22 protein-coding genes are annotated in these 23,884 nt (G+C 62.6%); 11 read left to right on the top strand and 11 right to left on the bottom strand.

Going from position 1 to position 23,884, the window contains the following annotated elements; genetic code table 11:
- Positions 1 to 337: 337 nt before the first annotated feature.
- Positions 338 to 511, top strand: coding sequence for a hypothetical protein (locus tag B5525_RS44600; protein WP_154073516.1), 174 nt, complete (start codon positions 338 to 340; stop codon positions 509 to 511).
- 626 nt (positions 512 to 1,137) lie between these two features.
- Here B5525_RS44600 and B5525_RS30060 read toward each other — a convergent pair.
- Complete coding sequence (locus B5525_RS30060) at positions 1,138 to 1,671, bottom strand: hypothetical protein (RefSeq protein WP_079569240.1); 534 nt, start codon at positions 1,669 to 1,671, stop codon at positions 1,138 to 1,140.
- A gap of 268 nt (positions 1,672 to 1,939) precedes the next feature.
- Between B5525_RS30060 and B5525_RS30055 the strand changes: the two genes are divergently transcribed.
- Positions 1,940 to 3,172 carry a Zn-dependent hydrolase gene (locus B5525_RS30055; RefSeq protein WP_079569239.1) on the top strand — a complete coding sequence of 411 codons (1,233 nt, stop codon included), beginning with the start codon at positions 1,940 to 1,942 and terminating at the stop codon, positions 3,170 to 3,172.
- Positions 3,173 to 3,190: 18 nt separating this feature from the next.
- Here B5525_RS30055 and B5525_RS30050 read toward each other — a convergent pair whose 3' ends face one another.
- On the bottom strand, positions 3,191 to 3,415 hold the full coding sequence (locus B5525_RS30050) for a DUF2061 domain-containing protein (RefSeq protein ID WP_079573981.1): 225 nt from the start codon (positions 3,413 to 3,415) through the stop codon (positions 3,191 to 3,193).
- Between the two features lie 579 nt (positions 3,416 to 3,994).
- Here B5525_RS30050 and B5525_RS30045 point away from each other — a divergent pair.
- From B5525_RS30045 to B5525_RS30035, 3 genes are all read left to right on the top strand, one after another.
- Positions 3,995 to 5,032 (top strand): PrsW family glutamic-type intramembrane protease, encoded by a 1,038-nt coding sequence (locus B5525_RS30045; protein WP_079569238.1) that lies wholly within the window; start codon positions 3,995 to 3,997, stop codon positions 5,030 to 5,032.
- Positions 5,033 to 5,131: 99 nt separating this feature from the next.
- Entirely contained in the window at positions 5,132 to 5,704 is a 573-nt protein-coding gene (locus B5525_RS30040) for an HdeD family acid-resistance protein (RefSeq protein WP_079569237.1), read from the top strand.
- 230 nt (positions 5,705 to 5,934) lie between these two features.
- Positions 5,935 to 7,020, top strand: coding sequence for a 3-deoxy-7-phosphoheptulonate synthase (locus B5525_RS30035; protein ID WP_079569236.1), 1,086 nt, complete (start codon positions 5,935 to 5,937; stop codon positions 7,018 to 7,020).
- Positions 7,021 to 7,081: 61 nt separating this feature from the next.
- Here B5525_RS30035 and B5525_RS30030 read toward each other — a convergent pair whose 3' ends face one another.
- The 3 genes from B5525_RS30030 to epmA form a co-directional block, all read right to left on the bottom strand.
- Positions 7,082 to 7,387, bottom strand: a complete 306-nt coding sequence (locus B5525_RS30030) for a hypothetical protein (RefSeq protein WP_244567637.1) — start codon at positions 7,385 to 7,387, stop codon at positions 7,082 to 7,084.
- 359 nt (positions 7,388 to 7,746) lie between these two features.
- Complete coding sequence (locus B5525_RS30020; RefSeq protein WP_079569234.1) at positions 7,747 to 8,865, bottom strand: lysine-2,3-aminomutase-like protein; 1,119 nt, start codon at positions 8,863 to 8,865, stop codon at positions 7,747 to 7,749.
- A complete protein-coding gene (epmA, locus tag B5525_RS30015; protein ID WP_079569233.1) occupies positions 8,862 to 9,932 on the bottom strand; it encodes an EF-P lysine aminoacylase EpmA in 1,071 nt (356 codons plus the stop codon). The genes B5525_RS30020 and epmA overlap by 4 nt, the downstream gene beginning before the upstream one ends.
- Before the next feature lie 89 nt (positions 9,933 to 10,021).
- Between epmA and B5525_RS30010 the strand changes: the two genes are divergently transcribed.
- The 4 genes from B5525_RS30010 to B5525_RS29995 all read left to right on the top strand — a co-directional run bounded on the left by B5525_RS30010 (position 10,022) and on the right by B5525_RS29995 (position 13,196).
- Positions 10,022 to 10,255, top strand: a complete 234-nt coding sequence (locus tag B5525_RS30010; protein WP_079569232.1) for a hypothetical protein — start codon at positions 10,022 to 10,024, stop codon at positions 10,253 to 10,255.
- 77 nt (positions 10,256 to 10,332) lie between these two features.
- Positions 10,333 to 10,749, top strand: coding sequence for a hypothetical protein (locus B5525_RS30005; protein WP_079569231.1), 417 nt, complete (start codon positions 10,333 to 10,335; stop codon positions 10,747 to 10,749).
- Between the two features lie 224 nt (positions 10,750 to 10,973).
- Positions 10,974 to 11,540, top strand: a complete 567-nt coding sequence (gene efp, locus B5525_RS30000; protein WP_079569230.1) for an elongation factor P — start codon at positions 10,974 to 10,976, stop codon at positions 11,538 to 11,540.
- Positions 11,541 to 11,555: 15 nt separating this feature from the next.
- Positions 11,556 to 13,196: a peptidoglycan DD-metalloendopeptidase family protein gene (locus tag B5525_RS29995; protein ID WP_079569229.1), complete on the top strand. Its 1,641-nt coding sequence runs from the start codon at positions 11,556 to 11,558 to the stop codon at positions 13,194 to 13,196.
- 7 nt (positions 13,197 to 13,203) lie between these two features.
- Here B5525_RS29995 and B5525_RS29990 read toward each other — a convergent pair whose 3' ends face one another.
- Positions 13,204 to 13,683, bottom strand: coding sequence for a carboxymuconolactone decarboxylase family protein (locus tag B5525_RS29990; RefSeq protein WP_079573977.1), 480 nt, complete (start codon positions 13,681 to 13,683; stop codon positions 13,204 to 13,206).
- Between the two features lie 180 nt (positions 13,684 to 13,863).
- Between B5525_RS29990 and B5525_RS29985 the strand changes: the two genes are divergently transcribed.
- Positions 13,864 to 15,099, top strand: coding sequence for a lytic murein transglycosylase (locus tag B5525_RS29985; RefSeq protein ID WP_079569228.1), 1,236 nt, complete (start codon positions 13,864 to 13,866; stop codon positions 15,097 to 15,099).
- Positions 15,100 to 15,109: 10 nt separating this feature from the next.
- Here the strand turns inward: B5525_RS29985 and B5525_RS29980 are convergent, their stop codons facing one another.
- The 3 genes from B5525_RS29980 to B5525_RS44595 form a co-directional block, all read right to left on the bottom strand.
- Positions 15,110 to 15,931, bottom strand: coding sequence for an SDR family NAD(P)-dependent oxidoreductase (locus B5525_RS29980; RefSeq protein WP_079569227.1), 822 nt, complete (start codon positions 15,929 to 15,931; stop codon positions 15,110 to 15,112).
- A 34-nt stretch (positions 15,932 to 15,965) separates the two neighbouring features.
- Positions 15,966 to 17,807, bottom strand: coding sequence for a single-stranded-DNA-specific exonuclease RecJ (recJ, locus tag B5525_RS29975; protein WP_079569226.1), 1,842 nt, complete (start codon positions 17,805 to 17,807; stop codon positions 15,966 to 15,968).
- A gap of 421 nt (positions 17,808 to 18,228) precedes the next feature.
- Positions 18,229 to 18,462, bottom strand: a complete 234-nt coding sequence (locus tag B5525_RS44595) for a hypothetical protein (RefSeq protein ID WP_154073515.1) — start codon at positions 18,460 to 18,462, stop codon at positions 18,229 to 18,231.
- Between the two features lie 447 nt (positions 18,463 to 18,909).
- Between B5525_RS44595 and B5525_RS29970 the strand changes: the two genes are divergently transcribed.
- Positions 18,910 to 21,048 carry a hypothetical protein gene (locus B5525_RS29970; protein ID WP_079569225.1) on the top strand — a complete coding sequence of 713 codons (2,139 nt, stop codon included), beginning with the start codon at positions 18,910 to 18,912 and terminating at the stop codon, positions 21,046 to 21,048.
- A gap of 298 nt (positions 21,049 to 21,346) precedes the next feature.
- Here B5525_RS29970 and B5525_RS29965 read toward each other — a convergent pair whose 3' ends face one another.
- Together B5525_RS29965 and B5525_RS29960 are read right to left on the bottom strand one after the other, a co-directional pair.
- Positions 21,347 to 23,266: a right-handed parallel beta-helix repeat-containing protein gene (locus B5525_RS29965; RefSeq protein WP_079569224.1), complete on the bottom strand. Its 1,920-nt coding sequence runs from the start codon at positions 23,264 to 23,266 to the stop codon at positions 21,347 to 21,349.
- A 190-nt stretch (positions 23,267 to 23,456) separates the two neighbouring features.
- Positions 23,457 to 23,864: a hypothetical protein gene (locus B5525_RS29960; RefSeq protein ID WP_079569223.1), complete on the bottom strand. Its 408-nt coding sequence runs from the start codon at positions 23,862 to 23,864 to the stop codon at positions 23,457 to 23,459.
- Between the last annotated feature and the right edge of the window lie 20 nt (positions 23,865 to 23,884).

Raw genomic sequence — 23,884 nt, 5'->3', positions numbered from 1 at the left:
GCGAAGTCCTCAAGGCCGCCGTCCTTGGCATGGTAACGACCAAGGGAGTGTGCCTGTGATCGATATGGTAACAGCGCTGCTGGCCTTCCTCAGTATCGGTGTTTTCGTAGCCCACGCATTCGACGCATATCGCACGGGCTAGAACCTTTCCGACTCAGGATGGCGCCTCCTCCTCCGACGATCCAGCCCCGCTGGCGCCGTTTCCTGGGTCCGCTTGCCCACAGACTGCGCCTGCAGTCTGACCTAAGTTGACGATGGCGTGGTTTGTCACGGCGGTGTTGAACCATTTCGTTATGATGAGCGTCTCATACGTGCGTAGTTTTACGGGAGGGGTGCAATGAACAGCCTCACGGAAAATATGCCCATGGAGGCGAGCGCCATCGCGAAGGTCACGGTGAAGGAACGGCTGTTCACGGTCTGCTATTTGACCGCAACCGGCGTCGCAATGGTCGGTTGGCTGTGCGCGTTCGGTTGGATCACCGTCGCGGTTGCAAAATGGCTGCTGGCCTAAAACGGGCGGTTGGCCTAAATGCGGTTGGCCTAAATCAGGTATTGAATGGCTTTCACGGTCGCGCAGCCGATCATGATCCAGAGCGCAAAGTTTACTTCCAACGCGACGGTCATCGCGCATCTCCTCTTATCTGATTCTCGAGGACTCGAAGCAACTAACGCTCCGCAAGGAACCTAGGTTCCAGCAAACGATTCGGGCCAATTGAAGGTTGTGCACCGCACCAATAGCCGCGCCGCGTGCGATTCCGAAAAAGGTTTGCCTTTCCTCGTGCGCGGCATCCAGGGCCGATCGCGAAGCGCGCGCGGCGGACGGTCGGCAAATGGGATCAACCGAGGGACACGGCGGCGGGCTGCGTCAATTCGTGATCGCGTGCATGCAGCGAAGGTGAATGAGCGAGTGTCGTGGGTCCGCGCCTTCGAAGCTCCCCGTTGCCCCCCGGCCGCCAGCCTGTCGTGCCGGAGGACGCGCCAAACTACATCTTGAAGCTTTCGAAGACCGAGCACGAAGCCACGGAATGGCGACCGGCGATGGAGGCGCTGATTTCCGACGCGTCCGGCGGCCCGACGATGTTAGTGCGGATCAGCCTCAGGCGAGCGTCGAACCGCCGCATGGATTCCGCACTTTTCTCAATATTTTGCCCACGCCGGCGTTCCATCGAAGTCCGGGAACATCAGCAATACATCCCGAAAAAGCAGTGCGTTACGGCCCAGCTCTTCGTTTCCCAGCCAAGGCTTCGTTTCGACCGAAATATTAGGACTGCGCGAGTCGCTCACTAAAACAATACCGAAAATATCTCGGCACGACTCTGCGATGACCGAAGCTCTGTCCGGATGCTCGAACGAAACGTCAAAGATAAAATCGGGTTCGCCTGCGGCCCACCGAAACTTGGCTTGTTTCCGGTTGGTAACCTCATTGAACAAAGCGAACCCCGCACGCTCCGCAGATGGCACCAGTTCATCGAAAGACGACCTCTGAGCGACCAACCCAAAGTACCTCATTTGCTTTGCAGCGATCGCGGCACGCTCGAGCAGGCCGGATAATTCTGGCTTTCGCTCGAGAGGCTCGGGAGAAGGTGGTGTGCTGGCGGCTGCAGGAGATTGCATGTGCCGGGGCGCGTCTTTCACCACGGACAAAGCGGGCGCCCGGCTGGACCTACCCATGACAAACTCCACGCCTCAGGAAATCCGTACTCAATAAAACTTGACGAAAGTTGTTCCAGTACATCTGTGGTGATTTTGAGGTGTGCCCGGGTCAATAAAGCGACCCGATGGGTCACCGATTGAACGGCCCGCCAGAGCAGCGCCGATCTTGTCAAAGATTATCTCGGCCGGCGGTCATAAGAAAACTGCTAACGATGGTCGGGATTGAAATCACAACCAACGCCCTGGCTTCGACAATGATCACAAGCCTCATTCTGAGGGACGCTCCATGCCCAACCATCGCTCCGACGTCGACGGCGCCCGCGTCCTTGCGGATCTCAATGCGCTGCGTGCCATTGGCGCCTACAAGACCGGGGTTCACAAGCCGACTTTCTCCGAACCACATATGCGCTCGCTGCAGTGGCTGGCGCAGCGGCTCCCCGAGGCGGGCCTCGTTGCCGATATCGACGGCATCGGCAACGTGCTGGGCACCAGCGCAAAACCCGGACCAAAGCTCTTGGCCGGCTCGCATCTGGAGAGCCAGAATTTTGCGGGTTGGCTCGATGGGCCGCTCGGCGTCGTCTATGCGCTCGAGGCCGCGCGCGTGATCAACTCCGACCCGAACGCGAAAGGGGCCGTTGAAGTCGCGGCATGGTGCGACGAGGAAGGGCATTTTGGAAGTTTCCTTGGCAGCCGGTCTTACGTCGGCGGCGTGACTGAAGCGGACATTGACGCCGCGCGCGACCGCAGCAGCGGCCGCAGCATGCGGGATGCGCTGCGAGATGTGGGTCTGGCGGGACGGCCGCGGGCGCGGGCCGAACCCGGGCGGCATGCCGGATATATCGAGGCACATATCGAGCAAGGCGAGACGCTCGAAAGCGGCGGCCTGAAGATCGGCGTCGTCACCTCCATCGTCGGCATCTGGCAATACCGGATCACATTCAGCGGCGAACAGAATCACGCCGGCACGACCCGCATGGACGTTCGCAAGGACGCCGGCTTGGCGCTGGCGAGGTTTTGCGTCGCCATCGACGACAACTTCCCGGCACAATGCGGGCCGCGCACGGTCTGGACCACCGGCCGGATCACGCTCGATCCGGGTGCGCCGAGCATCATTCCGGGAGCCGCGGAAATGCTGTTCCAGATTCGCGACGATGACCCCGCCGTGATCGAGCGCCTGGAAGGGCTGCTGCGGAGCATGGCCGCCGAAGTCACCGCACATGGCCGCTGCAGTGTCGCGCTCGAGTGTCTTCGCACCGGCGCGCCGGCCATCATGGACGCCGGGTTCCAGCGGGCCATCGAAGCGGCGGGCGCCATCTTTGCCGACGGCAGCTCGATCCGCATGCCCAGCGGCGCCGGTCACGACGCCCAGGTTCTCGCCTCCATCATGCCCGCCGGCATGCTGTTCGTGCCGTCGATCGGCGGCATCAGTCATCACTGGCATGAGAACACCGACGACGCCGATATCGTCACGGGTGCTCGGGTCTTTGTCGAGGCCTGCCGGCGGCTGCTGGCGGGATGAAGGACGCGCGACTTCGTCTCAATTTTGACGCCGACCCCAATGGATTGCCGCCCAGACACGCTCGTGCAGATAATACCAGGCGATCTTGGTGACGATCTCGAGGCCAGCAATCGAGCCGGCGATCTCGACCCTGCCCGTCAAGAGCCAGCTGATCGCGAAGGTATCGAGCGTCCCGAGGGCGCGCCAACTGATGGCCTTGAGAACCGACCGTGCGTGCGTCTCTGCTCCACGAAATAGAACCACCCGGCGCGCCTCCACCTCGTCGATACCACAAACTATCACGTGGCCACCGGTGCCCGCCTCCGCTGCATGCGGCCGGCTACGGAACGAGCGATAGACATGCCCTGCGATTGCGTGCAGTTTGCCTCAATAAATCTAGCAATCTCGTTGATTTGACTTGGTAATCCAGAATATCCACGTTGCCCGTCCGGCTCCACCAACGCATTAAGGGGCCGGAACGAATTCCTTTCCACTGCGATTTGCACGCTGTGCCAGAGCGCCACCGCGCAGACGCCGGACTGCAAGCCCATCTCGAACCCGGACGCGAGGCTCGTATGACAAGGCCGCGCCACCGGCCGCTACGCCCGCGACTGCCGCGCCGCGGCCATAGCGCGCCGTCCCGGTATCCAAGGCCGCGGGCGACGGCACAAAACGTATGGGGTTCGATCGACGCCGAGGACGCGCGCGCGTGGTCGAAATATATCTGCTGGGGTTGCTGACCGGCGCATGCGGCCAGACACTGGGCTGGCCCGTGACTTGCAGCCGCACGTTGCGCTTTTCGAGCGGTGGACTACCGAGAAAAATGGCATATCTGGGGTCCCGATGAACATGCTTGCATCCCTTCCGACCGCTATCGGAACGGCCGCGGTGGCGCCCGCGCTGCTGATCCTGTGGCTCGTGATCGCGGCGGGCGAACGCCCCGGTCCGCCGGCCAAGGTCTGGACCGCGTTTTTTCTCGGCGCCGCCAGCATTTCGCTGCTCGGGCTGGCGCGTGCGCCGTTCGCGAAAATCCTCGCTGCTCCCGAAAACCCCTGGGTTGCGCAGGTCCTGCATTCCGTGTTCGGGGTCGCCCTGCCCGAGGAAGCGGTCAAGATTCTCGTCATCGTCGCGGTCTCGGCACGGCGGCGGGCGTTCGCCGACCCGATGGACACGGTGGTTTATGGTGCAGCAGCGGGGCTCGGCTTCGCAGCCTACGAAAACCTCGCCTATCTCGTGCAGCACGCGGAGATGTGGCGATCGCTGGCCGCGTTGCGCAGCGTCCTGACAGTACCTTTCCACGGCGCGCTCGGCATCATCGCCGGCGCCTATCTCGCGCTCGGCCGATCCGGGACCGCGCTCGGCGCGCACCGCCATCACCGCGACTGGGCGCGGATCTCGAGCCGCGTTCTGATGCTGTTTGCACCGGTAGCGCTGCATTCCGCTTTTGATTTCCCGCTGCTGACGCTGCAGCAGAATGCCGATATCAGTCCAACCATGAGGCTGATGCTGGGAATGGCCAGCGTGCTGATCGGATTCTCATCGATCGGCTTCGCCTTTCGCCTGGTGCGGCGCGTCGGCCGCCATCAGGCCCCGCGCACCGAAATCGCCCGTGAGCGGCTGAGCCAGCTGCGGCGGATGTGGGCCCTCCTTGTGGCCGGCGGCGGCGCCGGATTTATCGGGCTCACATTCGTACTGACCTCCATCCACCATTGGCTGGTCAATCCCGAGCGCAATGTCGCGCTCGTCCTCGTTCCGATCGGCCTGACCTCCATCCTGGTCGGCAGCGCGCTGTTGGTGGTGACCACGGCGATCTACATCCTCGGCCGCAACCGGATCCGCACCGCGGCCACGGGTTTTTCGTCCACGTCGAGTCGGGGCTAGGGCTTCGAACAAAGTTGCCCCGGCGGAGTTGGCCCAGGCTATATTGCGGCGTCACATTCGGGCGTCATGTTGCTGCGTAGCCAGATCAGGAGACTTGCTATGACCCTTCCCCAGGACATCACCAGGCTGCAATCCGAAATGCGCTCCGCGGTGCACGAGCACTGGAAGGCGTTCTTGATCGAAGGCATTCTGCTCGCCGTCCTCGGCCTCGCGGCGATGATTGCGCCGCTGATCGCGAGCCTAGCCTTCACGATCTTCCTTGGTTGGATGTTTCTGATCTCGGGCGCGGCTGGACTGGCCATGACGTTCTGGGCGCGGCAAATGCCGGGCTTCTGGTGGTCGCTGCTCTCGGCCGTGCTCGCCATCGGCGCTGGCCTCATCCTGCTGACCAGGCCGGCGCAGGGCGTCCTGACGCTCACGATCGTGATCGGCGCCTATTTTCTCGCCGAAGGCGTCGCGACCATCATGTATGCGCTCGAGCACCGCCGCGAATTGTCCGAGCGCTGGACCTGGATGCTGTTCTCCGGCGTCCTGGACATCCTGATCTCGGCGATGATCATCACCGGGCTGCCCGGCTCGGCGGAATGGGCGATCGGCCTTTTGGTAGGCATCAATCTCTTGTTCGGCGGCGCCTCGCTGATCGGCGTGGCGCTCGCGGCACGCAAAACCTGAACCAGCCGGATGGTTCAATTTGGGGGATGACAAGCCCGAATGATCGGGCTATAGAGCCGCCATGATCACCATCGCCACCAGCTATTTTTGGTATTTTAGCTTCGACAGCTCGCTGGCGGTGGGAGGATCGCGCTCAATCTGAAAAATTGCAGCAGGAAGTCCGAACAGCCGTCAGACCTGGCGGCTTTTTTATTTGGCCGGCGGGTTTCTCAAAAACAGGAGCCACAGCCGTGTTGAGTACGACCGACGACCTTCGAATCCAGGAAATAAAAGAACTCAATACTCCGGAAGAGGTGATGCGCGAGATCCCGCGTACCCTGACCGCAACGCGCGTCGTCTTGGCGGCGCGTAACGCCATCAAATCCATCCTCAACGGAACCGATGATCGCCTCCTCGTCATCGTCGGTCCCTGTTCGGTCCACGATCCCGTCGCGGCGGTGGCGTACGCCGAACGCCTCGCCACCATGCGTGAACGGCTGGCCGACCGGCTCGAGATCGTCATGCGCGTCTATTTCGAGAAACCGCGCACCACGGTGGGATGGAAGGGCCTGATCAACGATCCAGACCTCGACGGCAGCTTCAACATCAACAAGGGACTGCGGCTCGCCCGGAACGTTCTGTCGGCCGTGAACAATCTCGGTCTGCCGGCCGGCACCGAGTTTCTCGATCTCACGACGCCGCAATACATCGCCGATCTGGTGACATGGGCGGCGATCGGCGCGCGCACGACCGAGAGCCAGATTCATCGTGAGCTCGCTTCCGGACTGTCCAGCCCGGTCGGCTTCAAGAACGGGACCGACGGCAACGTGCGCATCGCCGCCGATGCAGTGAAGTCGGCATCGCATGCCCACCATTTCATGGCGGTGACCAAGGGCGGACGCTCGGCGATCGCGGCGACGACCGGCAACGCGGATTGCCACATCATTCTGCGCGGCGGCGGCCAGCCGAACTATGACCATTCGAGCGTTGATGCCGCCGCGGCCGAACTCGCCCGTTCAGGCGTGATCCAGCGGCTCATGATCGATGCCAGTCACGCCAACAGCGGCAAGAAGCCCGAGAACCAACCGCTGGTGGTGGCCGATATCGCCCGCCAGATATCGGCCGGCGAGCAGCGCATCATGGGCGTCATGATCGAGAGCAATCTGGTCGCGGGCCGCCAGGATGTGGTGCCGGGCACGCCGCTGACCTACGGGCAGAGCATTACCGATGGCTGCATCGACTGGGAAACCACGGTGCCGGCACTGACCCTGCTCGCCGACGCCGTTGCGGCAAGACGGGACGGGCAACGCCGCGCATTCCGGGAGCGTTCGGCCTAGGCTCGCCATACCGACCGCGCGGCAGGCGTATCGTGTTCGCGCCTCGCCGCCCGCGGTGCTGCTAGCAACCGCGGCAAATGCTCTTGATCTTGCGGTCGAGGGCCAGGTCCTCCTTGTTGGCGGGATTGTTCGGATCGCTGAGGTTTTTTTCCGACGGCACCTGGTCGGCCCGCGGCTGACGGTGGCCGACCGGGGCTTCGCGGCCGACCGGGCTCTGACCTGCCGCTCCCTGCGATCCGGCGCCTCCACCGGTCTGCGCAATGGCCGCCGGGCCGCCGAGCAGGACCATGAAAGCTGTCGCCGCGATCAGGTTTGTCGCGATCTTGTTCTGCATTTTTTGCATCTTTTTCTTGGGTATTTTCTTCATCTTGTTTCTCCCATTTCAGAGAAATGCGTCTATCGCGCCCGGTCGGGCATTTCGATCGTCGCCCAGTTGCGGCGTCCAGAGCGCGATGAGCAAAAATGGTATCCGGTTTTGCGTCCGATCGCGCTCTAAATATATTATATCAAGAGCGCACGATCTTTTGGCCAGACCGCTTGCACTTCGGCGGATCATGCGCTGCCGCGCAGTCCTGAGCCTTTCGAACGTCCGCCATCGTGCCAAGCCACCAGATTCCGGCGGCCACCAGTACGACAAGGAAACCAAGCATCGTCACGTTCTCGAGGTTTCGGTTGCCATCCTCCTCCGGCGGCTCTGGCGCGACCTCACCCTCCGGCATCACTCGATCATGACTTCGGAGGATAGAGATGAACGTCACCGCAGTAGTCGGTAATACGATAGCGCGTTTCCGCTTCCCGTTCACGTTCTCCCGAAAAAGAATTTGCCGGCGACACATAGACCGGACCGACCGGCGACTTGCCGTGGCCGCCGGGAATGTCGAGGACGTAATCCGGCTGGCATAATCCGGAGACCCGCCCCCGCAAGTCTCGCATCAGCTCCTGGCCTTGCTCGAGCGTGGTCCGCAAATGGGCTGTTCCGGGCGCCAGATCGCCATGATGCAGATAATAGGGCTTGATACGGCATTCGACAAAGGCCCGCATCAACGCTTCCAGCGCCACCGCATTGTCATTGACACCGCGCAAAAGCACCGACTGGCTGACCATCGGGATGCCGGCGTCGATGATGTCGGCGCAGGCGGCGCGGGCCTTGCCGGTCAATTCCCGGGCATGGTTGGCGTGCAGCGCAACCCAGGTGGTTGCGCCCTCGACCTTCAATGCGGCGATCATCTCGGCGCTGATACGCTGGGGCTCGGCGACCGGCACACGGGTGTGAATCCGGATGATCCTGACGTGATCGATGCCGGCGAGGTCGGCCATGATCTCGGCGAGCCGACGCGGCGACAGCATCAGGGGATCGCCGCCGGTCAGGATGACTTCCCAGATCTCCGGATGCGCGCGGATGTAAGCCAGGGCGTTATCGTATGCGCCCTGCGAGAGCGCGGTCCCCTTGCCCGGACCGACCATCTCTCGGCGGAAGCAGAACCGGCAGTAGACCGCGCAGACGTGCACCAGCTTGAACAGCACCCGATCGGGATAGCGGTGCACGATGCCGGAGACCGGCGAATGCGGGTAATCGCCGATCGGATCGGCGGTCTCGCCCTCCCCGGTCACCAATTCCTCGCCGCTCGGAATGAACTGCCGCGCGATCGGATCGTTGGGATCATCGGGGTCGATCAGCGCGGCGATGGCCGGCGTCACCGCGATCGCGTAGCGCGCCGCGACCTTTTCGAGATCGGGAAGATCCGCGACGGATGCGAGACCGTGGGCGACCAGTTCGGTGGGATCACGCAACGCCGCGGTCGGCTTGAAATTGACGGGGCTCTTGTTGAAATCGATATTGCTCATGCATCACCTGCGGGCGGCGTCCACACCACCTGATCGATCCTGATTGCGCCGCTGGCCAGCATCACCAGCCGGTCGAAGCCTAGCGCGACGCCGCTGGCCTGCGGCATTGCCGCAACCGCGGCGAGAAATTCCTCGTCGAGCGGGTAGCGCTCGTGATAGCGCCGCTGTTTTTCGTCCATCGCCTTCACGAAGCGAAGCCGCTGTTCGCGCGCGTCGGTCAGTTCGCCAAACCCGTTGGCGAGCTCGACGCCGCAGGCATAGACCTCGAAGCGTTCGGCCACGCGAGGGTCGGACGGTTTCGCGCGCGCCAGCGCCGCTTCGGGAACCGGATATTCGAACAGGATGGTCAAGCGCCCCTGCCCCAGCCTTGGTTCGACATGCTCGACCAGCACCTTGCTGAAAATGTCCGACCAGGTGTCGTCATCGCTGATCCGCACGATTTGCCCCGCGGCCGCGGCAAGCCGCGCGCGATCGCCTTTGCCGTCCGCAACCGTGCTTAGCAGCTCAATGCCGGCAAAACGCTCGAAGGCGCTTGCCACCGTCAACAGCTCCGGCTCGGCAAAGGGATCGGCAATCCGGCCGCGAAATGAAAATTGCCCGATGCCGGTGGCCTGCGCGGCATGGGCAATGATGACGACGGTGTCGGCCATGACGGCGTCATAGCCCGAATTGGCGCGGTACCATTCCAGCATGGTGAATTCGGGCAGATGCAGGTCGCCGCGCTCACGGTCGCGAAACACCCGCGCGAATTCGAAAATTTGCGGCTCGCCCGCGGCCAGCAGTTTCTTGGCTGCGAATTCCGGCGAAGTCCGCAAATAGCGCGTCACGCGGCTGCCGTCGGCGCGCCTGAGTTCGGTGCACGGTGCATGCAGGTGGATCTCATTCCCCGGCGAAACCTGCAAAATCCCGGTTTCGACCTCGACGAAACCCTGTTCGTCGAACCACCCCCTGAGGGCCTTGGTAATCGCGCCCCGTGCCAACAGAAACGGCCTGATGTCGGCATGCCGGGCTGGCGCCCACCATGGCGACCGTGCGTCAGCAACTTCGACGCGGGAATCCTCGGTCATCTCTGCCATTTCTGTTGTCAGGTCATCCGCCTGTCGGTCTGAACCATCGGCACTGCTTCGATGACCAACCGTGAAGCTGGAATCAAGCCATGTTTGACTACAGATCGTCCGGAATATCGATTTCGCTGTTGCTTGGAGTCGCCGCGGCGACGCCGGCTTGCGCCGAAGGCCCCGGGGCCGGTTCCAAGCTCCGCGCCGAAGACGCGTCCATATCGCCTAACCGCGCGCTGCGGGTGGAACAGTATTCCAAGGATATGAAGGATGACGGATTCCTCTACAATTCTGGACCTTCGACAGGGATCGTCGGCATGCGTTTCTTCTGAATCCCGCCGAGGGCGTCGATCGGGCGGGTTACCCGGCTGGATTTCGATTTAGCCCGGACAGCCAATGGCTGGTACGAATGCAAAAGCTTGGGGCTGGTTACTCCACACTCTTTTTATATCACAGGAAGGGGTATCAATTCCTGCCCGCGACAACCAAGCCCCTTGGTGAGCTGGCCTGGGATTATTTCTTCAATTCACCGGCATCAAAAGCGACCCATCGGGACCCGAAGGACCGGGATTCGCTCGACCACGCGCAGGCCATCCTGCTCAAGGGCATGGACGACAACTACGCCTGGCTCGGCGAGCATTGGCCGAACAGCCGTTACATCGTGATCAGCCTGTCGTTCGACGCCCAGGGCGAGGAGAAGCCGCTGCCGTGGATCGAAGGCTGGCGCTGCGTCTACGATCTGAAAACGGCGACGTTTTCGGTCCCCCCTGATTTTGCCGAGAACAACGCCAAGGCGATCAAGACGCCTTCCCCGGCCTCGCAGTGACGCCTCAACGGGGCCGGCTTGCCGGTCAGCTCTTGAGGTCTTTACGGACGGCTGCATCCGCAGAAATCCGGTTGTTTTAGGCCATCGGCCGGGCCCCCCGAAAGGTCCGTAAAAAGCTGGCATCCAATGGCAAAATCAGTATGTTGCAGCCCGAAACCGCTTCGCTGGCCTCGGGATGCCCATGTCCTGATCGGTCCCGGGCCAGAACATCAGGAAAAACAGCCTTGAAAGTCATCGCCAGTTCTATTCGCAAGGGCAACGTCATCGAGCAAGACGGCAAGCTTTACGTGGTCCTGACCGCCGAGAATATCCATCCCGGCAAGGGAACTCCGGTCAGCCAGATCGAAATGCGCCGCATCAGCGACGGGGTCAAGATTTCGGAGCGCTACAAGACCACCGACCAGGTCGAGAAGGCGACGATCGAGGACCACAATTTCAACTATCTCTACGAGGACGCCGACGGCTTCCATTTCATGAACACCGAGACCTACGATCAGGTGATGGTCGCCAAGGATGTCATCGGTTCGGCCGCGCCCTATTTGCAGGAAAACATGCAGGTCAAGCTGTCGCTTCACGGCCTTCTTCCGGTGGCCATCCAGATGCCGCAGCGCGCGACGCTCGAAGTCGTGGACACCGAGCCGGTCACCAAGGGCCAAACCGCATCGTCTTCCTACAAGCCCGCGATTCTCTCCAACGGCGTGCGCACCGCCGTGCCGCCGCATATCGGCGTCGGGACGCGGATCGTGATCATGACCGAAGACGGCTCTTACGTCGAGCGCGCAAAGGATTAGACTGGACGGCACGATTTGGCGCCGGGGGGCGACGCATTGGGTACAAAAGCTGTCCGGTCCGTCGCTCTTCTGCTGGCATCCCTGTCCTTGCTCATCGCCGGCACCGCAGCCCTCACCGCCGATGAATTCAGGACGCCCGCGGTCTCGGCGGTCCGGGTCGATTGGCGCGCCGCGCTCGACCAGCTCCGGTCGGAGATCAATAGCCACCCCGCGGTGGCGTCCGCGTTCACGTTGACCCGCCGCTACCGGCTGCCTGCGTCCGATCCGCGCTCGATGCCGACGCTGGTGCAATTGAATGGGGTTACTTCGCCGATCTTCACCGGCATCGGACGCAGTCCGGTGCCGGTGCTGCTGCCCTTCGATACCGCGGCCTTTCTCGAGGCCCGGCTGAACGGCGCGCCCGCCAGCCTCTCGTTCTCCCGTTATCAGGTCGATTTTCGTCCAGTCGACCTGTTTGACGCCGGCCCCGCTGGCTATGACGCGGTGTTTTCGCTGGAGCCCGGCGCCGGCGGCGGCATGCCGCAGCGAACCTTTGCCAGGCCCGTCGAAGTCCAGATCACTGGCTCGATCCTGGTCTACGACATCGACGATCCCGTCGGCGGCAAGGGCGAACCGGTCCAGGCGCTGGCGGCCCAATTCCCCGACCTGCGCCGCTTCATCCGGGAAGGCTACGTGCGCTATGCCTTCACGCGGTTCGGCGTTCCCTATGTGGTGTCGATCCAGTGTCTGGATTCGGCCCCGCGCGAACGCCGGCTGGCCTGCCGCGAGGCCTATCCCGTCGCGGAGCGCTTTCTCAAGGCCCTGCATGTCGTCGGCGGCCTGCCGTCGCGGCCGCGCATGGATATTTCGCCGGGAACAGCCGAGCGGCCTTTGGATCGCACGCCCGACTTCACCTATCGCCCGAGCGGCGACATCATCGCCAACTCGGGCTTGCGCAGGCAAGGCGGCCGCCCCGATTCGATCGCCTATTCCCAAATTCGATTCCCGCTGGAAAAGCCGATCGCATTCGTTCATTCGCAGGAATTCAGGGCCCGCCGGTCGAGCGACAGACCGCTCCACGAGCTTTCCGGCGGAAATACTAGTTATCCCTGGCGGGACAATTTTTGCGAAGCCCGCAGTTTCAATGTCGGACAATGCCCGAGCGGTTTTGGCCATCAGGGCGAGGACATCCGTCCCGCACCCTGTCCGCTGAACGTCGAAGGCGGCGATCGCTGCAACCCCAGGCAGCAGGCGGTGGTCGCGGTCCGCGACGCCGTCGTGATCCGCGCGCCGAAGCAGCAGGCGGTGACGCTGCAAGTCAACACCCGCAACGAACATGCTCGGTTTCGCTATATGCACATGAATCCGTTCGCGCTCGACGCCAGCGGCATGCTGAACGGCCGCAGCGTGGACGAGGGCGAGAAGATCGGCGTGGTTTCGAACTATCTCGACCACCCCAACGGCACCAGCCTGCATCTGCATTTCGACGTCCAGGTGTTCACGCGCGACGGCTGGATCTGGGTCAATCCCTACGTCACCCTGATCTCGGCCTATGAGCGCTTGCTCCGCGGACGCGGCCGCGAGATCGGGCCCGAAGTCGCCGCGCAGCCGGCCGTCGCGCATGCGCTGCCGGAGGACGTCGTCCCCCACAGCACGATGGAAGGTGGCGACAACTGATCGCCATCTATGACGCCGCAACGTGAACCGCCTTCTGCCTCGTTGCCGGAGTCCAGCGATAGCCCGCGCCGAACCGGTTCCAGACATTGATCGAGGCGATCGCGGAAGTCAGATACAGCAGCTCCTTCTCGGAAAATTCCGCAGCCGCCGCCGCATAGACCTCGTCGCTGACGCCGCCGGGCAACAACGTAAGCGCCTCGGTCCAGGCCAGCGCCGCACGCTCGCGCGCGGAAAACAGCGGCGCCTCGCGCCAGACCACGACGAGGTTGAGCTTGTCGGCGGAAATGCCGAGCCTCTCGCTTTCAAGAATATGATGCTGCACGCAGAAGGCGCAGCCATTGATCTGCGACGCGCGCAGCTTGATCAGTTCCAGCAACTGCCTGTCGATGCCGGCCTTGGCGGCGATTCTGCCTAGCGCCAGAACGCTATCGTAGGCGTCCGGCGCCAGCGCCTTGAAGTCTTCATATTCGCTGCGGGCATGTGACACGTTCATCACCTCATGTTACATGTGGTCTGATAAGCTATAATAGCACTTATATGATGCGCTACTGGCGAGCTCACGGTGCGGCGCTGGTTGTCCAAAATCGCCGCAGAGCTGCCGCAGGATGGCTAATTCCCTGGGGAGCGGCCACTGCCGCGCCCTCGCTTGCGCCGGTAGACTGTTCCGATGACACAGCCTGATTCCCCGAACGCTCCGACGCGCCGCGCCGTGTTGCAATCCGCTCTGGCGGCCGGCGCCCTGCTCGCGCATCCCCTCGCCGCGTTGGCAGCGGCCCCGCCCGGTTTCGATCAATGGCGCGACAGTTTTCGCGCACGCGCGCTGGCAAAGGGCATTTCGGAGGCGACCTGGACCCGCGTCATGGGACGCATCGAGCCGGACATGACCGTGTTCAAGCAAATGCGGAACCAGCCGGAGTTCAACGAGCAGATCTGGCAATACATCAACCGGCGCGTCTCGGACTGGCGCATCATCGCCGGCAAGGAAGCGCTGAAAAAGAACGAGGCGCTGTTTGCGCGCATCGAGCAGGAGTATGGCGTCGAGCGCGGCACGCTGCTGGCGCTGTGGGGCGTAGAATCCGCATTCGGCGATCCGCTGGTGCAGCAGAACCACATGCGCCCGGTATTTCCGTCGCTGGCGGCGCTCGCCTGGAACGAGCCGCGCCGCAAGGCTTATTGGGAGACCGAGTTGATCAACGCCTTGCGGATCGTCGATCGCGGCTGGAGCACGCCGGAGGAGATGCGGGGGTCGTGGGCCGGCGCGATGGGCCACACCCAGTGGATGCCGGAAGTCTGGCTCAATGTCGGCATCGATTACGATCATGACGGCCGGGTATCGCCGTTCGGCAAGCCCGACGATGCGCTCGGTTCCACCGCGCGCTATCTTGTCAATCGCGGCAAATATCACCGCGGCGAACATTGGGGCTATGAGGTCCGCGCGCCCGGCGGCGCTGCCGGCGGCAACCGCAGCTACGCGGCATGGGCGAGCGCCGGCGTCTCCCGCGCCGACGGCCAGCCTTTTCCGCAGCCGAACGCCTCCGCGCAACTGTGGATCCCCGTGCCGGGCGGTCCGGCCTTTTTGTTGGGTCCGAATTTCTATTCGGTGCGCAGCTACAACCCGTCGATGAACTACGCGCTGGCGATCTGCCATCTCGGCGACCGCATTCTGGGCGCACCACCCTTCCTTCAGCCGTTCCCGGGTTCCGAGCGCGCGCTGACGCTTGCCGAAGTGCAGGAGATGCAGGTCCGGTTGACAAAAGCCGGTTTCGATACCGGCGGCACCGACGGGCGCGTCGGCAACGACACCATGCAGGCGATCAAGGATTATCAGGTCAAGATGGGCCTGTTGCCGGCGGACGGCTATGGCGGGCTGAAGGTGCTGGCGCGATTGCGGCAAGGCAGTTAATTCACCGTCATTACGAGCCAACGGGTCGGCGCACTGCCCCGCCCGCGTTCATGCCGCCGTCGATCACCAACTCAGTGCCGGTCACGTAGCTCGACGCATCGGACGCCAGAAACAGCACGCCTTGCGCAATCTCCGAAGCGTGGCCGGCGCGCGCGAGCGGGGTTGCGAGTTTCGCGCGTTCCTCGGGATCGATCGGCGCGTTTTGTCCGCGTCCCGCGGCTTCCGTCGGGATCTTGCCCCAGATCGGCGTGTCGATGATGCCGGGATGAACGGAATTGACGCGGATGCCGTCGCCGACGGAAGCGCACTCCATCGCGATCGCTTTCGCAAACAGCCGCACGCCTCCCTTGGTCGCGCAATAGCCGGAAAGGCCGGGCGCGCCGCGCAGGCCCGCCAGCGACGACACCATGATGATCGAACCGCCACCGCCGCTCCGGCGCATCGCCGGCAGGCAGTGCTTTACTGAAAGAAATACACCGTCCAAATTGATCGCGGTCTGCCGGCGCCAGTCTTCCAGCGACATGTCCGTGATCGACGGCACCGATATGCCGATACCCGCGTTCGACACCAGGATATCGAGCCGGCCGAAGCGTTTTTCAACTTCAGTCACCACTTCGACCCAGCGGGCCTCGCTGGTGACGTCCTGATGCAGGAATACCGCACGATGGCCAGCCTTGTTAATTCCTGCGACCAACTCCGGCCCTCTGAGTTCGTCGATATCGGTGACCGCCACCGACGCGCCCTCGCGCGCCAACAGCTCGGCACACGCTGCCCCAATGCCCGATGCGCCGCCGGTGACCAATGCGACCTTGCCCTGAACCTGCCCCGTCATTTCCGCTCCCGACCGTTTATTGCTGTTGAAGGTTTTACCTGATGATCGCCGGCCCTTGGTCGGGCATGGCGACATCGAGCACGCGCAATTGCACCCGCTCGGTGCCCTGCCAGCGATCGACCGCGAGCGATCCCGCGACATGCAAGGGCTGGCCGCGATTGGCCACCAGCGCATTGCCGAGTTTTTGGCCGATCGCGCGAAAAGCGATGCCGTTGACGATTGAGCCGTCGCCGGATTTGAAGCGGACGCGCAGATGCGCCTGCCCCACTTCATCGGCATAGACCAGCTGATGCGACGGCAGCGCGATGACCGGCTCCGGATTGCCGCTGCCGAACGGGCCGGCGCGATTGAGCGTCGCCGCCAGTTCCGGCGTCACCGCGCGCGCGCTGACGGCGCCGTCGATGAAGAGCTCGTTGACATGGCGCGAGGCCGCGACGTCGGCGGCCAGCGCGCTTTCCATATAGGCACGGAATTCCGCCAGCTTCTCCTTGCGCAGGGTGACGCCGGCCGCCATGGCATGCCCGCCGCCTTTCAGCAACAGCCCGTCCTTCACCGCCTGCCGCACCGCCTTGCCGAGATCGACGCCGCCGATCGAGCGGCCCGAGCCGGTGCCGATGCCGCCGGGCTCCAGCGCGATGGCAAAGGCGGGCCGCGAGAATTTTTCCTTCAGCCGCGAGGCGACGAGGCCGACCACGCCGGGATGCCAGCCTTCGGACGCCGTGACGATCACCGAGCCCTTGTCTTCCAGCCCGAGCGACGCCAGCGCCTCGGCTTCGGCCTGCGCCTCCGCCATCTGTTCGATGACGCGGCGCTCGGTGTTGAGGCGATCAAGCTCGGCGGCGATCCGCGCCGCTTCCGAGACATCGCCTTCCAATAACAGCCGCACGCCGAGATCGGCGCGCCCGATCCGGCCGCCAGCATTGATCCGCGGCCCCAGCATGAAGCCGAGATGCCAGGCCTCCGGCGGGCCATTCAGCCGCGACACATCCATCAGCGCGGTATGGCCGACATGGTCGCGGCGCCGCATCGCGATCAAACCTTTTGCCACGAATGCCCTGTTGAGCCCGATCAGTGGCGCGACGTCGGCGACGGTGCCGAGCGCGACGTGATGCAGCATGCCCAGAAGATCCGGCTCCGGCCGCTCGGGGGTCCAGAATCCCCGCGCGCGCAGTTCGCGATTGACCGCGACCAGCGTGACCAGAACAAGGCCGACGGCGGCGAGATGGCCGAGGCCGGAAAGGTCATCCAGCCGGTTGGGATTTACGAGCGCCTCGACTTCGGGCAATTCATCGCCGCATTGATGATGATCGATCACGACAACCGACATCCCGAGCCGGCGCGCTTCCGCCAACGGCTCGAGGCTGGTGGTACCGCAATCGACCGTCACCAGCAGCTTGGCACCTTTTTCCGCGAGCATGCGGATCGCCTCGACGTTCGGTCCGTAGCCTTCGAAGATGCGATCGGGAATGTGGATCAGCGCATCGAGTCCGCAATGGCGCAGGTGCCAGGCGAGCAGCGCCGCGGACGTCGCGCCGTCGACGTCGTAGTCGCCGAAGATTGCGACCTTCTCGCCGCGCGTCGCCGCATCGGCGATGCGCTTTGCGGCCGCTTCCATCTGCGTCACGGTGTACGGATCCGGCATCAATTTGCGAATGGTCGGGTCGAGAAAATCCTCGACCGCGTCGATCGCGACGTCACGCCCCGCCAGCACCCGCGCCAGCATTTCCGGCAATTGATAGCGCTGCGCGATCGCCAGCGCCCGCACCGCGCCGCGCGCATCGAGCCGGTCGCGCCACAGCTTTCCGGTCGCGGAATGCGATACGCCGAGGAACGCTGGCGGCGCTTCAATGGGCAATGCGGATGCGGGAAGCGTCATGATACCTGCAGCAAATAGGCCAGATCGCCCCGGGTTCAATGATTCGTGCGCGCCAGCCTCGACTTATACCCGTCATCCCCCGGGAAAGCCGGGGCGTTTGTCGCCCGTTGGGCCATATGGCAGGCTCCGTGAAGCGGTACAGCGCTCCTGGCGTTATTGCGAGCCAACGGGTCACGCGTATGCGCGCCCGATGACAGGCTCCGCGAAGCAATCCAGCTTTCTTGCTTGTTGAACGATGGATTGCTTCGTCGCTTCGCTCCTCGCAATGACGGCTGAATACACTTTCGCGATCCCGCGGCGCGTTGCGCCCGAGTCTTGCAAGAACTTCCGCCCAAAGAGGGCGCAGGGAATGCCGGGCGTCCGATGCGCCCGATAGCCGCGTGTGCAGGGGTAGTGGTAGAACGCACACGCGTTAGTCAGGTCACACCGGCAAAACACCCGGCATTCCCCGCGCAATGGTTTTACGGCTTACTTCGTGCTCTTCCCGGCGATCGGGCTTTTTTGTCACCGTCGCCCGCGAAAACTTGTTTTCGCGAACTTGACACCAGCGTCGAGGCGTCAGAACCACACGATTTTGCCGTCCGCATCTGCGCTGCTCGTCAAAAGCGCCAACGCGGCCACCGCATCCCACCCCAACGTTCGTGACGATGGCCAACGCCCCTCTCCGAGAGGACAGGACGCCGGGATTTATAAGGTGATTTGCATCTTCGGAAAATCAGAATATTTTTTTGAAAGGGACTGGACAGGCCATCGCCAAACAGCGCCGCTGATTTGCCCGTCGGGTCGAGTGCCACGCCCGTTGAGTCCGCCAGTGGCGATATCGGCTATGGGGTAAAGCAGACCTCGGGCAAGCGGCACAACGGAATCCACTTATCGCAACCAACCGGGCCGGTCTGATGATGTCCGTTATTGGGGGAGACCGGAAGTGGCTGGTCCATGCTCAAATCGACGCGATCGACCCGAACCGGACATTAATGGCGTTCTTATCGACGCTGGCGCGAGGTTCCTTGGATCACCAAAATCCAACCTGTCGCATAGCCGTTACATCGGCGTGATTGCCTCTCGACCGCATCACGCTCACGCCTAACGCAGGAGCTTTGTCATGACACAAATCGATCATATTTCCACATTGACTGTAGCGCCCGCTGGCAGCTCGGCGCCGGATTCCATCACGCTGGCGAATGGCGACATCTGGGTAGCCTATACCAACGGCGCCGACTCCACGGGTTTGTCGGGCCACAGCACCATCGTTGAATATGATCATTCCGGCAAAATCGACCACACCTATCAGATCAGCGGTTATGTCGATGGCCTGAAGTTCGATCCGGTCACCGGCGAAATCTGGGCGCTGCAGAACCAGGACGGCAATTCGACGCTGAGCATCATCGATCCCGAAGATCACACGGTAAGCAAGCCCTTGTCCTACGCCGTTCCGTCCTCGACCAGCGGCTATGACGATGTCGTGTTCACGCATGGCAAGGTGTTCATGAGCTATACCAATCCGATGAACCCCGGCGATCCGACCCTGGTGCAATTGACTAGCGGCAACGACCCGGATCATGGTCCGCTCACGGTCAAGCCGATTCTGGCGCTCGGAGATACCGGTACCAATCTGGAAACCGGCAAGACCGAGGTCATTCCCCAGACCGATCCGGACTCGCTCAAGCTGGCGCCGAACGGCGATCTATTGTTTTCCGGCGGCGCCGACCAGACCATCATCGATGTGCACGATGCCGGCACCTCGCATCAATCGGTCGCGTTCACGCAGATACAGGGTGTGCCAGCCGGCGCCGGGCTCGACGATGTCATCAAGGTCGATGCCAGCGCGGGGACATTCTATCTTTCGGACACGGCTGACAATCGCGTGCTTGCGGTCCACGCCACCGGCCTCAACAGCAATGACTACTACGCCTCGGTCGGCGACGCGTTCGGCGTGGTCGACCCCTTGACCGGTCAGTTCACGGCGCTCGTCTCCGCGGCCAATGCGCCAGGCTTCAAGTTCGGCAGCGCACACGGTGCTGAATTCGTCGCGGATCACAACTCCGAAACTGCCGAAGTCGATCATATTTCGACACTGGCTGTAGCGCCCACTGGCAGCTCGGCGCCGGACTCCATCACGCTGGCGAATGGTGACATCTGGGTAGCCTATACCAACGGCGCCGACTCCACGGGTTTGTCGGGCCACAGCACCATCGTTGAATATGATCATTCCGGCAAAATCGACCACACCTATCAGATCAGCGGTTATGTCGATGGGCTGAAGTTCGATCCGGTCACTGGCGAGATCTGGGCGTTGCAGAACCAGGACGGCAATTCGACGCTGAGCATCATCGATCCCGAAGATCACACGGTCGGCAAGCCCTTGTCCTACGCCGTTCCGTCCTCGACCAGTGGCTATGACGATGTCGTGTTCACGCATGGCAAGGTGTTCATGAGCTATACCAATCCGGCAAACCCCGGCGATCCGACCCTGGTGCAATTGACCAGCGGCAACGACCCGGATCATGGTCCGCTCACGGTCAAGCCGATTCTGGCGCTCGGAGATACCGGTACCAATCTGGAAACCGGCAAGATCGAGGTCATTCCCCAGACCGATCCGGACTCGCTCAAGCTGGCGCCGAACGGCGACCTGTTGTTCTCCGGCGGCGCCGACCAGACCATCATCGATGTGCACGATGCCGGCACCTCGCATCAATCGGTCGCGTTCACGCAGATACAGGGCGTGCCGGCCGGCGCCGGGCTCGACGATGTCATCAAGGTCGATGCCAGCGCGGGGACATTCTATCTGTCGGACACGGCGGACAATCGCGTGCTTGCGGTCCACGCCACCGGCCTCAACAGCAATGACTACTACGCCTCGGTCGGCAACGCGTTCCGCGTGGTCGACCCCTTGACCGGTCAGTTCACGGCGCTCGTCTCCGCGGCCAATGCGCCAGGCTTCAAGTTCGGCAGCGCACACGGGGCCGAGTTCGTCGCTGATCCAGGCCCGACGGCGTACCAAGGCAATGACGCTTCGGTCCAGGTCGGCAAGGACGGTTTCGTATTTGCAACAGGCGGCAACGGGGGCAGCACCGGTAACCACGACGACCTGTCCTTCGGTCGGCCAGGCGCTCCATTTGCAGATATGTTCTCCCACCTCTCTGCCGCCGCGCTCCCCGCAGGACATAGCCTCGAGGTGCACGAAGACATCTCGTCAATCCATAACCCGGCTGTCGATCTGCACGCTTTTCACTTGGTGTAACGGGTCGATGCGGTGGCGAAGGTGCTTTCAATTTCGCCGTCTGAACGAAAAACCCCGCCGGAGGCAGCCAGCGGGGTTTCTCTCTGTAAGGATCGTGCGCGCCGCTGAGAACGGCACCGAAAGAGAATAGCGGGAAATGTTAAATATCTATTGCCGAGCCGGCGGTGCCCAAATGTCGCGCCCTTTGTAAGCTTCCTGTAAGGAAAGCCAAATAGGGGGCGAGTGGGTTTGCCCGCGTGCTTGGGCCGGGCAGGTTTCCACCGAGACCGACACTTGTTGACCGTCGAGATTTGAGCGCTCACGTCAGCCGGTTATTCCCCACACGCACCGTAACCTTGTCGCAGGTCGTGTCCACGGCGACCGCGGTCTTCGCCACCTTTCCCCGTGCCGCCGTGTTGTTGTCGATCACCACGTTCCTCGACCTTCCTATATAGATCGCGCTGCTGGGCTTGATGCCATAGAGCTGGCCGGCGTCGTATGCGGTGCCGCGAATGAAACTCTGGCCAATGGTATTGCCGATGATTTTGACGCCGTCGGCGTTACTGACGAAAATCGCGTAGATATAAGAGTCGTCGATGTGGTTGCCCTCGATCGTCACGTTGCGGTTCTGAATATTATTTTGAAAGCCCTTTGCGCCTTCGGGAAATGACATGCCGATATAGATGCTGCCGAGCGCGCCGCTGCCGGCGGTCAGCGCGTTGGCTCCGGTGATGCTGTGGGTAAAGCGATTGTTTCGGAGCACGAGGTTCTCGGCAAAGCCTGACTCCGACCAGAAGCCGATGTCGCTGCCGGCCTGCAGCGCATTCGCCGAGGAATAGGCGAATTGGCAGTCTTCGACGACCGCGTTCGGCGCCTTGACGAGGACACGGCCGCAGGCGTGAAACGTACAGCGCCGGATCGCGATGCCGGCGCCGATCCGGCTCAGCGAGGTGATGGAATCCCCGACCTTGAGCGAAAGATCCTGCTGCAGAACGACGTCGTAGATCAGGTCCGGCTGGGTGGTCGGGCTCTTGTTCTTCCAGATCGGCGCAATCTTGCCCTTGAGTTCGGGCGCGTGGCGCTTGCTGAACTGCTCGATCCTGGTTCTACCCAGCGAGCGGAAAGTCGCGTGATCGCAGCTTTCGATCTCGTCTCCGGCGCCCAAGCCAATATCCCATTTGGGGGTGAGCAAATAGCGCCGCGGCGCCGGCTTCTCGACGACGTAATAATAAAAGCCGTGCACGTTCACGGCATCGTCGGAGGTGTTGGCGAAGCTGCAGTCCTCTATCGTCGGTCCCTGCTCGACGGTGATGAAGTGCGAGCCGTCCGAATTGGTGGAGATCAGCCGGTCCGTCGCCGCACCCTTCGGCCGCGGCCCGGGAACGACGGACACCTTCTGCAGCAACATCGAGCCTGGGCCGCCGTTTTCCAGGATCCCCATGCCGGGCGAAGCCAGCAGTTTGAGGTCGATGAAGCTTGTAGCCATGCTGCCGTCGACGACGATCGCATGGGCGGAGCCATTGGCGATCGTGACCGTATCGCCGACCGCAACCGGCAGCTGGCTTGGGAAGCAGTCGTTCGCGCTCCAGCGCAAATGAACCTTGATCAGTCCCGGCGAAATCCGTTCGACCTTGGCGGGGGTGAGGAAATCCCGCGCGCCCGGTTTCAGCGCCTTGGTGCGGCGGTCCATGACCTTGAAAAAACCGTCGGTGACGGTGGCGAGGAAGGCGGGATCGTCGGGATAGCCGGCGTCGACCTTGACGGTGATCTGGAGCGCGGGTTTGTCGAACGCGGCGATGGTTCCCTGCGTGAACGGCAGCGGGTCATAGTCGATGGTGAGATCGCGAACGGTGACATGGCTGGAACCGGAGATCGTCATCGTCGATCCCCGCGTGGTGTTGATCAATTGCGCGCCGTTGCCGTTGAGTTCAAAGCCGTGGAGCCCTTTGAAGGCGAGCGGGCGATTAATCCGGTAGGTGGCGTTCTTGCCCAGATTGAAGACGATATGGACCGGCCCGCCGCCCTTGGCGGCATCGCCGGCCGCCTTGGAAATCGCCGCGAGCGCCTTGGCGAAGGCGGCATCGGCATCGACGCCCGGGCCCAGGAAACTCGCCATTTCGAAAACGGCCGCCCCGGTGGGGGATGCAGGCTGTGCCCGGCTTGCACCGCCGAGCAGAGGTACGGTTGCGAGATACGAGGATACGAGCGTGATCGTCCGCCTCCGGCTGAGGGGTTTCATGCAAAGGCTCCCATTCGCGATCGTGCGAACGCCTCAAACGCGAGAGTCAGCACCCGCGGAAACCTAAATCATTTCCAGCAATGCGGCCCGAAAATCGAAACCTCCACGTCCTGATCGCGTAACCGTGATCCCGTATCGAAAATAAGCTGACGTGTGCCGGAATGCCGGGCGTCGAAGGCAGGTCTGGTTATCAGATAACCCGCGTAGCACCCGGCAGCAAAAGTTCGACGTCCTCGTACCGCAAAGTTTCGATGCCGCCGAACCGATGGATGGGGACCATCATGGTCGCCAGCACGTGTATTTCCTCGAGAGACCGTCGCAGCGCGATCGCTCCGTACGCCGGTGAGCGTTCCGGGAAGCAACGATTATTCGAAAGCCCGGCTCCATCGTTGGTGCGGTAGCAGCCTGCGTACGGAACCCGACCGCAAGTGTCCTGGATGGTCCACGGCATGTCCAATTCGACCGATCTCTCGAAGCTGGTACGGATTGCGGCGGTGCGAGCCGCGCACCAGATGAAAACGCGGTCGCCGACTGGAGCAAATGCGATGCGTTCTGTTTTGGCCTTGGGCGTTTTGATCGCCCTCTGTGCTTCCGCCAACGCCGCAAGGGTGCATCACT

The organism is Bradyrhizobium erythrophlei, from assembly GCF_900129505.1.
GTDB lineage: Bacteria > Pseudomonadota > Alphaproteobacteria > Rhizobiales > Xanthobacteraceae > Bradyrhizobium > Bradyrhizobium erythrophlei_D.
Note: the sequence above shows the minus strand (reverse complement) of the source record. Positions and strands in the feature narration are given on the sequence as shown.